Origin of the sequence: Shewanella sp. SW24 (genome assembly GCF_025653395.1) — a bacterium.
GTDB lineage: Bacteria > Pseudomonadota > Gammaproteobacteria > Enterobacterales > Shewanellaceae > Shewanella > Shewanella oncorhynchi.
On sequence record NZ_JAKKSH010000003.1, the window covers coordinates 69713 to 83176 of the forward strand.

Sequence of the window (13464 nt, forward strand, 5' to 3'; positions counted from 1 at the left end):
CGCTTGAGATAAGCAGTCATCAAAGATGCCAATGACTTATAAGGTAAATAACGCAGCCAGCCGAATCAGGAGGAAAGATGAAACCCCAAAGTGTAGCCTTAGCCTTATTTATAGCGCTGTTAGGATTTTCCACCGTTACGGTCGCGGCAGCCGCGCCTAGCGCCAAGATCATTAAGCAGGGCCAAGAGGCGAAAGGGTTTCTTAATCTCTATTACGAGGAGTCTGAGGGAGAGTTATATCTTGAGGTCAATCGTTTAAATCAACCTTTTATCTTAGTTACTAGCCTGCCACAGGGCGTAGGCTCAAACGACATTGGTCTCGATCGCGGCCAACTGGGTCAGACCCGTATGGTGCAGTTTGAGCGCCAAGGTCCCTATGTTTTACTTAAGCAACTCAATACCCAATATCGTGCGAATACCTCTGATGCCGCCGAGCAAAGAGCGGTTGAAGAAGCCTTTGCCGATTCTGTGTTATGGCAAGGCAAAGTGATTGAGGGCAAGCCAGATTTGGTAGCGATCAACGATCTGGTACTCAATGATTTACACGGAGTGTCTTCCGTATTGCAACAAACAGAGCAGGGCAATTATCAGCTCGATTTGAGCCGTTCTGTCATCTTACCCAAAGGGATTAAATCCTTTGAGAAAAACGCCGATGTGGATGTGCAACTGACGTTCAAAGGCGATGCAGCAGGCGCACAGGTTGCACAGGTAACACCCGATGGCACCTTAATGTCGGTGCGGATGCGTTATTCCTTTGTTGAGCTTCCCGATGCGGATTACCAGCCTCGGGCTTATCATCCTATGAGTGGTTATTTGTCCGATGAGTATCGCGATTATGCCACGCCCTTTAACCAACCTTTAGTGCAGCGTTTTATCCTGCGCCACCGTTTACAGAAAGTGCATCCAGGCCCAGCGCCAAGCGAAGTCGTTAAACCTATTACTTATTATCTCGATCCTGGCGTGCCAGAACCTATACGGTCGGCGTTGCTCGATGGCGCGCGCTGGTGGGAGACGGCTTTTACTCGGGTGGGATTTATCAACGGCTTTAAAGTTGAGTTATTACCTGTAGATGCCGATCCGCAGGATATTCGCTACAACATGATCCAATGGGTGCACAGGGCGACGCGGGGTTGGTCCTATGGCGCCGCACTGACCGATCCTCGCACCGGTGAAATCATCAAGGGTCAAGTCACGCTCGGCAGCTTGCGTGTGCGTCAGGATTACTTGATTGCTAAAGGTTTAACCGCAGGCTGGCAGGATAGAGTGGCGGCCGAGAAAGCGGCGACAGCCTTGTCGCTGGCGCGTATTCGCCAACTGGCTGCCCATGAAGTCGGCCATACCTTAGGGCTAGATCATAACTTTGCCGCTTCGACTAATCAGGATGCCTCTGTGATGGATTATCCCCATCCGAAAATCCAGTTGAAGGGCAATGATATTGATATTTCAGCACCTTACACTACAGGTGTTGGCCCTTGGGATGATTTCGCTATCGCCTATGGCTATAGCGAACAAGGCGATGCCCGTACCCAACAAGCACTGCAAGTCGACTTGCTGGCCGATGTGGCGAAACGTGGCTTACGTTATATCGGTGAGGCTGATTCTCGCCAAAAGGATGCGAGTCAGGCCTATGCCAGTTTGTGGGATAGTGGTGATAATCCGATCGACCAGCTGGGTAAGTTAGATACAATTCGCACTAAGGCGATTGCGGGATTCTCCAGTGCGGCCTTGTTACCCAATGAGCCACTGGGCGAGCTAGCCGATGCCTTTGCGCCAATTTATTTGCTGACGCGTTATCAAATCGATGCGGTCGCTAAGTTTATTGGCGGCACTGACTATAACTATCAATCTATTGGTGAAGGCAGCCGCTGGAGCTATATTGCGCCGCAGTTGCAGTTAACGGGCTTAGACGCGCTACTTAACACACTCGATGCGGCGAGTTTAACTGTGCCACAAACCTTGCTCGACAGTTTAGTGCCAAAGGCGGGGAATTATCATGTTACGCGGGAATCCTTCGATTCAGGTCTAGGTGCAATTAACGACCCTCTCGGTATGGCTGAAGTGTTTAGCCGTCATACTGTGAGCTTGCTATTGATGCCTAAACGCTTGAATCGTGTCAGCCAAGCATCCATGGCAGATAGTGAGCAGTTATCGGTGACGACATTATTGGATAAGTTATTTGCGGCGACCTTGTATCAAGAGGATAAGCTCGCGCTGGTCGAAGGCGTATGGATGCGAGTGAACGCTGTGGTGATTGATGAAGTGCTGGCAACGCTGCACGATCCTCAAACCTCACCAGAAGTGAGGGCTGCGATCAACGATCGCGCTCAGTTTGTGATTAAGCAATTGAAAGCGAAGTCGAATCGAGCGAATGTGAGTCTTGCGGCGCACTATACTTGGTTGCAACAGGGTCTTACTGCGGGTTTGACCGATGCTAAGGTTAAGCTTATTCCTAAGCCGTTAACCTTACCGCCGGGATCGCCGATTTAATCCGATGAACAAGGCGCCATTAGGCGCCTATTTCTTTTGGGTTTTTCGGATAAAAGTGCTCGGCTTTACGCTCTAGATGAGTAAAGCGGCGGGTGTTTTTGTAGGGCAGTTTCATAAAGCCCGATACGCCGTGGCCTTGGATTTTTCCGACATGATGCAAGATGCGATCGAGGCTCGCGCGAAACGCCGCTTGCTTACGCGGATTGAGCAGCTTCAAGTAACTGTGAATTTTTAAGTGATTCGGCAGCGCCTCAAAAATGATGCAGCCTGTGTGGTGAATTTGGTTGATGCGGGCTAATTCTTCCATGATTTCATGGGGTAATTCGAGGTTCTCATCGGGATCTTTACCGTCTTCAAAATAAGAATGTAACCGCGACTTATCTTCTAAGGTGGGTACGTCACCGACTTCGAATGGCAACTGCAGTGCGGCACTGGCGACAAAAGGCTCGCTGGTGTCAGCTCGTTCGATATGCAGTGTGTCTTTGGCGTTAAAGAAACAGGCTTTAAACACCCCTATACGTTTAATTCCCCGCGCGAGATCCACCATATTGTTGACTGCAATGATTAACGCACTTTTTTGCTTTGCATCGTAAATCGCAAGATTGGAGTCGATAAACACGCCGGTTTCCTGCCAATGAATAGCCAGACCACCCACGATCGGATATTGCGCTAAACGACCCACTGCGGCGATAAAGCCTTTTTCGGTATCACCCATGCCCGCGAGGAAGTTGCGGTAATATTTTTCGAGCTGAATATCATCCATCTTAGCGATGGGATCTTGGGCGTTGTGTTCCTTTAAAAAGGATTTACGCGAACTGTAGCTGACGGTTTCAACATCTTTGTCGCGGGATTGTACCCAAACAGGAATTTCACCCTGTAAATCAGCTTTGGGCAGTTCAGGTAAGTGCAGTCTGTGGCTGTGGCGCATACTTTTTAAAAAATAATCGCCGGCGATATTACGCTGCTCAGGATCTGTGCTGAGCATGCCCTCTAAGGTACGGGCTAATTCTATCGGTAAGCCAATGCTGGTGGGCGAGATCACCTGTGCACCGAAGCGGCTTGCTTGCCCAGAGGCGAGGGCATACAGAGTCGCGGCAACTCCTTGCTCGTCAAAGCGCGGGCTGGAGAGTGCTCCATTGAGTTGCTCTTCGCCGATAAAATACACATCACCCATGCGGGCGTTGGTATGTTGTTGATCGCTAGACATTAACGCCATCACATTGTCTTCGACGGGTTTGTTATGTTCATCCCGCTGCGCAAATACCGCTGAGCCCCAATCGATTAACGATAAGTGTTGTTGTTCAATATCGTAAACCAGATTTGAAGGTTTGATATCGCCGTGCACTAAAGGCTTGCCCGTGCGCAGGTAATACAAGATATCGGCGAGTTGGCGGGCGATGCTCATGACCATAGCGGTCGGTAGGGCGCCCATGCGGCGGCAAAGTTGGTCGAGATCTTCCCCTTTTGCTCGTTCCATCACGAGTATGCCTTGTTTACCTACTCGCTCAAATTTGATCGCCCCCGGCACATTAGGGTGCTTGAGTAAGGAGAGCATAAAGGCTTCTTCTTCGAGCCGATCTTGAATGTGTTGTGGCAAATTAATCCGTGAAAACTTAAACACATGGGCATCGCCAGCTTGATTGATACCCGCAAACACGAAACCGTAGGCGCCTTTGCCGACCAATTCGATATCGGTATAACCTAATTTGCTCAGCTGTTGTTTACAGAGGCGGATCCACGCCTTGTGTTTACGGGCATCATTTGCTTTGAGCAAGTAAATAGATTGCTCTTCAGAAATATAAAAATGCTGCAGCTGAGGTGTTTGCAAATTGTGCTCCTTGTTTTGTTCATTTAACCAGTAAGCGGGGGAGATAATCAAATAGCGGGTGGCTTTATTTTAGTATTTTGAATGGCATTGATGATCAGCGTCAGGCGCGGCTTACCTATACGATCATTTCGTCACTGACTTTGACTTACATCAAATTAAATCCTCGCGACTATAGGTAATCTTTGGGGCATTAGATGGAATCAATTTTTATTAATTAACCCACAGACAAAGTGCAGCTAAGGAGGGCGTATGCCCACCCAATATAAAGCCTTGTTGATCGAACTTTTGGAATATCCGCGTAAGCGTATTTTACAGTCAATGGAAGTGACCCATTGCCCGCATGCGGTATTTTTTAATGATAGAGACGAGCAATGTTTAACTTGTCATCAGGGCATGGAATGCATCTGGATGAACCAGAATGACGAGCTGGTGGCCGTGAACGAAAAATCGATTGCCGAGTTAAAACAGCAGTTGTTGATCGCCGTGGACTTTATCGACTCATCTTTAAGCCCACATCATTTATCACGCCGTCAATGCCAATGCGATAACTGTGTTTGGCTGCGTAAAGTGCAAGCCACGTTAGATCAGTAAGTGAGTCTTTACATTGCTGAGTTTGCCGAATGGCAGGAGGTTTTGCATCCACTTTAAAATGTCATTAGAGTAAGGACAACATTAGCGAATAGAGATAAACCCATGGAACCCGGTTTTTGGCATGAAAAGTGGCAGCAGCAACAGATAGGTTTTCATCAGCAAGACATCAATCCTTTCCTCGTTAAGTATTGGCAGCAGCTTGCATTACCCGCAGATACCAAGATTTTTGTGCCCTTATGTGGTAAGTCGCTAGACATGTGTTTCCTTGCAGAACAGGGGCATCAGGTCATAGGTTGTGAGTTAAATGAATTGGCCGTACAGCAATTTTTTAGCGATAACCAACTCGAGATGACGAAAACGGCCGTGGGTGAACATCAGCATTATCAAACCGAACAGATCAGCTTGTATCAGGGTGATATTTTCATCCTACCTAAGGCTATCACTCAAGAAGTGACGGCATTTTATGATCGCGCGGCTTTGATCGCATGGCCAGAAAGTATGCGTGCACAATATGCCAAGCATTTAGCGAGCTTATTACCTAGCGGCAGTGTCGGTTTATTAGTGACTTTAGATTATCCGCAAGAATCCCTTATCGGCCCACCTTTTGCGGTATCCCCTACTTGGGTAGAGCAGCATCTGAGTGAGGATTTTGATATTGAAGTATTAGCGTCACAAGATGTGTTGGCCGACAATCCCCGTTTTATTAAGAAAGCCGTGCCTTGGCTTAATGAAGCGGCCTATTTGTTGAAACGTAAGTAGGCTTGACTCGGAAGTTGGATCTGTAACCCCATTGAATTATTCGCGGCTTTCGAGCTTGGCGTTCAGTGGGCTTGTCATTAAAACATCATATCTAAAGTCTAAACTGGCAAGATTATTTAAGACGAAGTGGCGGATAGAAGGCTTTGTTGTCGCGGGACTTTTTTGGATTGAGTTTGCTTGAGCTGGATTAAGTTTGCTTGAGTCAGCGTGGTTTTAGCTTGTCGGAAGTTTGTTCGTGAGTGAATTACCCTTTACCATGCTATTCGCGATGAACTCTATGCGACTTCGTAATAATTAGGCTCAAGCTCTAGTTGATTCTGAATGATCTGCACTGCCATTCTGGCGCATTTACCACATTGATCGGCAACACCTAAGCGCTTTTTTACGTCAGCAAGCGAGCTATCGCCCTGGCTTACTGCGTTTTTAATTTGCGTATCAGTGATCGCATGGCAAAGACAAACGTACATATATTAGTCTCCAATCGAATTGCGCTAATTCTAAATGAAAACGCTTATCAAATGCAATCATGTTTTTTGGGTGATTTTCATACTTTAACGTTTTTGTTACATGGCGCACGTTTTATCGTCTATGCTAGGTGTGTTTTAGCATTAAAAAGCTAGGCAGTTTTAGAAGGGTTTAGGAATACAGAGTCAGGGTGATGATGCCTCACGGATGGATAACTCATGGATGAATAACGAAGAATTAATCAAAGATCCATAAGGTTTCATGAGAACTAATTTACCAGTTACACAGCGAGAATATGATTATCCAGCGGATTGGATTTTATTGTCGACCACGGATACTCAAAGTCATATCACTTACGCCAATCAATCTTTCTGTACCGTTGCCGGTTACGACCTCGATGCCATGCTAGGCAAGCCCCACAACATGGTGCGTCATCCAGATATGCCTCCGCAAGCGTTTGAAGATCTGTGGTGATGTATCAAAAAAGGCGAGCCTTGGAAAGGGATAGTGAAAAACCGCTGCGCCAATGGCGATCACTATTGGGTCGATGCCTATGTCTCACCGATTTCAGTTAATGGCAAAGTCGTCGAGTTTCAATCTGTACGCACTAAACCCACACGCGATCAGGTTAAGCGTGCAGAAATAGCCTATGCGGAGTTGAACAAAAAGGGCAGCGTCAGTGCGTTAAAACGTACCTTGGATATGCCAGTTAAATTGCTGTTACTCGCATTGGTTGCCATGCTACCTATGTTTTACCTTGCTCTGCAAATTGGCTTAATGGGCTTTATTGCCCTAGCGATAAGTGTCCTAGTATTGCTGGTGGGCGGTAATCTGGTGCTGAGTCGTTACTATGCTTTAGTGACTAAGGCGAAGCATATCTACGATAACCCCTTGATGGCGCATATTTATAGTGGAAGCAGTGATGATCTTGGCGCGATTGATTTAGCACTGCAAATGCAGAATTCAGAGCTTAAGTCGATTCTTGGGCGTGCATCGGATTCCTGTTATAACGTGTCAGAACAGGCCAAAATATCTGCCGCCAAGGGCAAACAAATCCAGAGTACCAGTCAGGCTCAACTATCTGAAATAGAACAAGTTGCTACAGCGATGCAGGAAATGACCGCCACATTAGGCGATATGTCCTCCAATTGTGCCGATGCGGCGAGTGCCACGCAAATGGCATCCGCTGAAACTATTAATGGTGATAAAACGGTGTCGAGTACTATTCGCTCGATTCAAGCTATGGCGGAGCAACTGCAACAAACGTCAAAAGTTATTACTGAGTTAGAAGCCCACAGTAAAGATATTGGCACAGTGCTCGATGTGATTCAGAGTATTGCGGGGCAGACGAATTTGCTGGCATTGAATGCAGCAATTGAAGCGGCTCGAGCGGGTGAGCAAGGTCGTGGCTTCGCTGTCGTTGCTGACGAAGTACGGGCGCTGGCACAACGTACTCACGATGCCACCAAAGAAATCCACAGTATGATTAATCTGTTGCAGCAGGGAACGAATAAAGCTGTTATCAGTATGCAGCAAGGAGTGGTTGCCGCTTCCGAATGTATTTCAACGGCGGATTTAGCGGGTACGGCATTACGTACGATTCGTGAGGCCATTTCGACCATTACCGATATGACGCACCATATTGCCAGCGCGGTTGAAGAGCAATCGAGTGTGGCAAATGAGATGAATCGCAGCGTGGTGAATGTGTCGCAATTTACCCATTCTAGTCATCAACTCGGCAGTGAAATGGTCGGCTTGAATGACGAAGTGACTCGCGAGATGGATTCTCACTCGGTATTAGTCGAGCAATTCTTAAAGCGCAGCTTTAGGATTTAACTGCCTAAAATTTAAAATAAAAAAAGGCAATAGTCTGACTATTGCCTTTTCTTTTTCTGATTTCTAACTCAATTTCTGCTCTCTGAATCAATTCCTGATCGTTAACTTAATAGCCTTTACTAAAGTCGACTCTATTCTGCAGTGGTTCACCCATGATGTAGCGGCGATAGTTTTGGCTAAAGATATCGACGATTTGTGCAGGATGGCTTGGCGCCGAAATATGCGGCGTGATCACGGCATTTTCCCGTTCCCAAATAGGATGGCTATTGGGCAAAGGTTCCTGAGCAAATACATCGAGGATCGCTTGCTGACTAGGATTAGCGATCAGCTGGGTATTTAGCACATCGAGATCGAGTACATCACCGCGGCCAACATTAAACAGCACTGCATCAGCTTTTAACATAGCTAACATGTCAGCATTGAGAAGATTATGCGTTGCAGGAGTGCTTGGCAGTAGATTTGCAACCACATCGGCCTGTGTCAACACTTGGCCTAAATTGGACATAGCTTCTATGGCATCAAAACCTTCTACGGTATTACCACTTCGATTGATCCCTGTGACATGCATGCCAAAGTGCTTTGCCGTCTTCGCGAGATGCTGGGCAATTGAGCCAGTACCGAGTAAGAGTAATCGCATTCCCTGTAGGCTTGAATGGCGCTGCAGGGGTTGAATCAGCCACTGTTTTTGTCCTTGTTGCTGGCGATAAAAACGATGGCCGCGGATATGCGCGAGTAAATAGCCGAATAGATACTCGCTCATCAGCGGGCCGAAAATGCCTTTAATATTGGTGAGTTGATAGTCTTTTCTGCCCCTTGGACTCATCAGAGCATCTATACCAGCAAAGCTTGATTGTAACCATTGCAGATTTTTAGCATGGGGTAATAGGGGCGCGGCGAGTTTAGGTTCGGCTAACCAAATATCTGCATCAATTATGCTCGCTGGATTATCATCGAGTAACGTTAAATCTGGGAGACTCTGCGCCTCAATCAAGTCGCGGTACTGTTGATTTGCCTTTGTTAGCAAGAGTAACTTGTGCCCCATGGCGTCTCCCTTTATGCTTGGTTATTGTTATTTTTCAATACGCTGTCGCGGCCACTCAGATGGATTGCGCTGCATCTTTTTAGGTTAAGTCTATGTTTGATCAATTAGTCGCCATTATTGCCCAGTTAGGCAATATGCTTCGCCCTTGGGCCTTCGATATTGCTACCGCTATGGTGGTGTGTCTTATTTTGGTTTTTTCAGCGGATGTAAATCGTATCTTAAGGCGTCATTTGTTGGGGCATTCTTTTGTGCTGCGAACATTTGTTTTTATTATTGTGAATGCCTTTGGCTATGGACTATTGATCGTGAAAGCCACGCCTTGGGTGGCAAGACATATAGTGGCTATGCCATCCCATTGGATGTTTCTGTTAATTGTGGCCATGTTTATTTTTATCGGTTATTGGGCTCAGCGAAATAGCCAAGCTTAATAGCGTTATTATTTTTGCCGTTACTCAAAGTAGCCAGAGTAATCGGCCATTGCCTTTTGAGTTAAGGCTTGCATGGCGCGATCGGGGTAATTGCTGAACACGCCATCGACGCCTATCTGCTTAAGCGCATGAATATCATCAATATGATCGACAGTATAAACATAAACCTTGGCACCTCGGTTATGGGCGTCATCTACTAGCGCTTGGCTGATAAAACTCACATCTAAATGCAATGAATAGGCATTCAGTTCGCTTACCACGCCAGCCCCATCGAGTGGAATACTGGCAAGCAATGGTGCGACTAACACATCCGGCAACGCCTGTTTAAGTTCATGCAGATAGGGGTGGTTAAAGGAGGAAATCAGTAACTGCTCCTTGGTAAACCCAAGCTGACTCATAGCCTTTGGGTATAAGTCGATTAATGGCGTGACGGTATTAATGCCTTTTAACTCTATATTGACTATGCAGCGCCCCGCAATCAGCTCAAGTACTTGCCATAGCGTCGGAATGGATTCACCTTTCACATTGATGCTTGCTAGGTAGTCCTTGCTCACTAAGTGAATGACGCCCGTGCCCGAGCTTTTATTATCGAGTCGTCTGTCGTGGAACACGACTAACTCACCTTCGACATTATGTACATCGAGTTCGACGGCTTGTGCACCCAATTCTAACGCTTTAGCCATGGCGGCTAAGGTATTTTCGGCCTGATAACCGCTGGCGCCGCGGTGAGCAAAAATAAGCATGGTCTGCGATCCTATTAGCTTCTAATAATGCCTTGTTGCTCGCGATTTTGACCATTCTTAATATGGATTTCCATCTGCGGGTAGGCGAGTTCGAGATTGTTTTCTTTGAGTTTTTTAGTCACTCGTTTATGTAAATCATGGCGCAGTGGCCAGCGTGCCGACATATCTTTTGCATAGGCGCGCACTTCATAATCTTGGGTATGTTTACCAAAGCCGGCAAACCAGACCTCAGGTTCTGGGCTGGCAAGTGCATCTTCACACTCTTGCACCGCTTGATACAGGGTCGCTTCAACTTTGGCAGGGTCTGAATCCCGCGCCACCGATACATAAACAATGACCCGAGTAATAGGATCTGACAAGGACCAGTTGATCAGCTGCTCTGTGATAAAGGCCTTGTTAGGGATGATAATTTCCTTTCTATCCCAATCAATAATCGTTGTCGCCCGAATTTGGATTTTACTGACAGTCCCTGTTAAATCACGAATTGTCACTGTGTCGCCAATACGCACGGGTTTCTCAAACAAAATGATCAGACCCGAAATAAAGTTGGCGAAAATTTCTTGCAAACCAAAACCTAAACCGAGCGATAGTGCGGCAATCAGCCATTGCAACTTAGACCATTCCATCCCGAGATTAGAGAAGCCGATTAATAGTCCGAGGAAAACCACCAGATAACGACTGACGGTTGTGATCGCAAAACCCGTTCCGGGCGAGAGATCAAGCCTTTGCAGGATCATTAGCTCAAGTAGGCCGGGTAAATTGGTGGCAATCATTAACGAGAAACCCACCACTATCAGCCCAAACATCAGTGATTTCATGGTAATGGGCAATTGTTGCTCTAAGCCATTCACACTGGTATTAGTCGTCCACAGCGTAATGCCATCGAGGAAAGAAAACAGCGCCGTATGGGTTTGAGTCCACAGACCAATCAAACTGGCTAAAAAGGCCAATAATAAGAGTGAACGCACTAGGCCAAGGGATTGGCTCGAAATGGTTTCCAGATCGACCACGGGTTCTTCATAGGTATCGAGTCCATCGGCGGAGAGATGATGGGTTTCGCCTTTCTCTCTTTGGGCTAAGCGTTCGGCACGTTTTGCCTTGGCGCGATCGAAGGCGATACGCCTGCGTTCGATTAACATCCACCGTTTGATCAGTTGGTATAACAGCAAGAAACCGAGACCAAGTACGATCGACAATTGCAGTTGTAACAGCATTTGGAAAGCGGTGAAGTAGTAACCCCTAAAGGCTAAGCCTGCACTTAAAAGCGGCACAGAAATCAGCAAGGTCCAGAGCATTTTCTGAACAAGTTTTTTGTTTTTACCGTCTTTCTTGGCATCTGAGTTTTTACGGCTGAGGATTAAAATATCTTTATATAACAAGAATAAAACGATACAGAAAATAATGAATGCGCCGCGGCCTATGCTATTACGCACTAGTGATGTGTCGAGCATTTCGGTAAAGCCCATCAGACCCAATAATGGGCTAGCAATCAGCACAAAGTGTCTGAGCCGTGATTGTCCCGCTTGGATGAGTTTTGAGGGGCGTTTGAAATGGCCCACGAGTACGCCTTTGTCGAGCGTCAGAATAAAGATGAAGCGATATAAGAGATACACTAAACCAATCGCCAGTATGCCCATACCCACTGCTTGCACAAAATTGCGATCGGAATGATAGAAAATCAATCCCGCCATGATCACTGGGAAAGGTTTTATCAACGCATAGCTGATACTGCAGGCGAGCGCTTTGAGAGTGTAAATGAATTTATCTTGGGTCACATTGCCCACATAAGTGGTGTAATGATTTAGCAAGCGATTGAATTTAGGCGTGATTAAGTCCTGTACGACTAAACACAGTACCAGCAATATGATCCACCAAGACCAATAATCGTTTTGTTCATCCCAGGCTTTTCCCAGTTCATCCCACTGTGCTTGTTGCACAAGCCAAACCGTGCTGCGCTCAAGATCCGTAAGCCATAACTTACTGATACTTGCAGCGTTAGGCACCCAGAACAAATGTTCGTTAAGGGTATTTTTTAGGGTGAGATTCTGTTGACTCAGTTGTTGGTAATTGACCTTCAGCTTGCCTAATTCACTCAAGTATTGGTCATAGCTTTGCATCAACTGCGAGATCAAACTCTGTTGCGAGTGTAAGAGCTTAATCTGCTGCTCATTGTATAAGCCGGGTTGTTCTAATTCTTGCTCATTGAGGGCTTGTTGCTGCTCTAAATGGTATCTGTCTAAGCGCGCATCGGCGATCAGCGTTTGCAGTTTTTCGTGATTCGGTGGTTTAGGCAGTGATTGCAACATCTGCAAAAAGCGCTCACCAAAGGCGGAGTTCATTTTGACCCAAGTGATCTGCTCTTGGATGTTTGCCAGTTGTTTAGCTTGGGATTGATATTGGGTTTCTGCCTGTTCCTGCTGTTCGACCACATTATTGATCTGCAAAGTTAACGTTTGCAGCTTTTGGCCGTAAATCTGGTTAGTGTCGGCAATATTACGGGTGATAGGATCGATGACTTTTTCGGTATTAACTAAGTTTTTGGCTAGGGTAGCATCCGTTTGTTGCTGACGTTGTTTATTGATTGCCTTGTTGATGGTTTCGATCAAGGCTTCTTGCTGCACCAGTTGTTGGCGGACTAGCTGCAATTGTAATTGCGTCAGTTCAATGCGTTTTTGGCTGCTGGCAAGTTCTGCTTCATCGGTGGCAAGGCTTTGTTCAAAGAAGAGTCGTTGAGTTTGCTGTAACTCTCCCGTTGGGGTATCTAGCGGGGCGAGTTCTGCTTTTTTGTTTTGGGCGACAGTTTGCCTCGCGCTGGCGATAACTGTAGGTAAGTCATTGTGACGTAGCAATAAATCGTTAACTTGTCGGCCAAGGGTGGATTCGCTTTCTTTAAGTTCAGACAAGCGAATATAGGCCATGGAAGCCTGCTGGCTGAGGTCAGTACCTTTTTCTAGTGATAAAGGCTTATAGGCGTCTTTCAGTGCTTGGTTAGTGCGCTTCTTATGTTGCTCAAAATCAATCTGAGCTTGTTGGAAACTGGCTGCGTTGGCGGCGAGTTTTTCTATGTTAATTTTTAGTTCGTTAATTTGTTCGTCAATGCTGAGATTTTGTTGCTGATCTTGCTTGTTCATGCCAAGACGTTTGTCCAACTGCAAAGGCGAATTGGCAAGTGCGGAAAATGTGAAAAAAGCAATAATGAACAATAAAATACGTGGCATATAGGCTAAAGACATTTAGGGGCGAAAGACGCTCCATATTAGCCAAATTGCGTTGAGATTGGTATGTT

At 46.4% G+C, this 13464-nt stretch carries 9 protein-coding genes and 1 pseudogene; 5 read left to right on the forward strand and 5 right to left on the reverse strand.

Features of this window, described 5'->3' with window-relative positions; translation table 11 throughout:
- Positions 1-77 precede the first annotated feature (77 nt).
- Entirely contained in the window at positions 78-2486 is a 2409-nt protein-coding gene (locus L5M17_RS04395; RefSeq protein ID WP_263145495.1) for a zinc-dependent metalloprotease, read from the forward strand.
- 19 nt (positions 2487-2505) lie between these two features.
- Here the strand turns inward: L5M17_RS04395 and L5M17_RS04400 are convergent, their stop codons facing one another.
- Positions 2506-4314 carry a protein kinase domain-containing protein gene (locus tag L5M17_RS04400; protein ID WP_263145498.1) on the reverse strand — a complete coding sequence of 603 codons (1809 nt, stop codon included), beginning with the start codon at positions 4312-4314 and terminating at the stop codon, positions 2506-2508.
- A 249-nt stretch (positions 4315-4563) separates the two neighbouring features.
- Here L5M17_RS04400 and L5M17_RS04405 point away from each other — a divergent pair, with 249 nt between their 5' ends.
- Together L5M17_RS04405 and L5M17_RS04410 are read left to right on the forward strand one after the other, a co-directional pair.
- A complete protein-coding gene (locus L5M17_RS04405; RefSeq protein WP_105250285.1) occupies positions 4564-4905 on the forward strand; it encodes a hypothetical protein in 342 nt (113 codons plus the stop codon).
- 102 nt (positions 4906-5007) lie between these two features.
- Positions 5008-5664, forward strand: coding sequence for a thiopurine S-methyltransferase (locus L5M17_RS04410; RefSeq protein WP_263145499.1), 657 nt, complete (start codon positions 5008-5010; stop codon positions 5662-5664).
- A 275-nt stretch (positions 5665-5939) separates the two neighbouring features.
- On the opposite strand, the gene L5M17_RS04415 is transcribed toward L5M17_RS04410, so the two are convergent.
- Entirely contained in the window at positions 5940-6131 is a 192-nt protein-coding gene (locus tag L5M17_RS04415; protein ID WP_076498521.1) for a bacterioferritin-associated ferredoxin, read from the reverse strand.
- A 259-nt stretch (positions 6132-6390) separates the two neighbouring features.
- Between L5M17_RS04415 and L5M17_RS04420 the strand changes: the two are divergent.
- Positions 6391-7965: pseudogene (locus L5M17_RS04420) on the forward strand (PAS domain-containing methyl-accepting chemotaxis protein).
- Between the two features lie 106 nt (positions 7966-8071).
- Here the strand turns inward: L5M17_RS04420 and L5M17_RS04425 are convergent.
- Entirely contained in the window at positions 8072-9007 is a 936-nt protein-coding gene (locus L5M17_RS04425; protein WP_263145502.1) for a D-2-hydroxyacid dehydrogenase, read from the reverse strand.
- Between the two features lie 92 nt (positions 9008-9099).
- Here L5M17_RS04425 and L5M17_RS04430 point away from each other — a divergent pair, with 92 nt between their 5' ends.
- Positions 9100-9435, forward strand: a complete 336-nt coding sequence (locus L5M17_RS04430) for a DUF3392 domain-containing protein (protein WP_113939153.1) — start codon at positions 9100-9102, stop codon at positions 9433-9435.
- Between the two features lie 20 nt (positions 9436-9455).
- Here L5M17_RS04430 and L5M17_RS04435 read toward each other — a convergent pair whose 3' ends face one another.
- Both L5M17_RS04435 and L5M17_RS04440 read right to left on the reverse strand, forming a co-directional pair.
- Positions 9456-10178 carry a glycerophosphodiester phosphodiesterase gene (locus L5M17_RS04435; RefSeq protein WP_168827369.1) on the reverse strand — a complete coding sequence of 241 codons (723 nt, stop codon included), beginning with the start codon at positions 10176-10178 and terminating at the stop codon, positions 9456-9458.
- 14 nt (positions 10179-10192) lie between these two features.
- The gene (locus L5M17_RS04440) at positions 10193-13396 is read right to left on the reverse strand and encodes a mechanosensitive ion channel domain-containing protein (RefSeq protein ID WP_263145661.1); all 3204 of its coding nucleotides are present in this window, start codon (positions 13394-13396) and stop codon (positions 10193-10195) included.
- Positions 13397-13464: the final 68 nt, after the last annotated feature.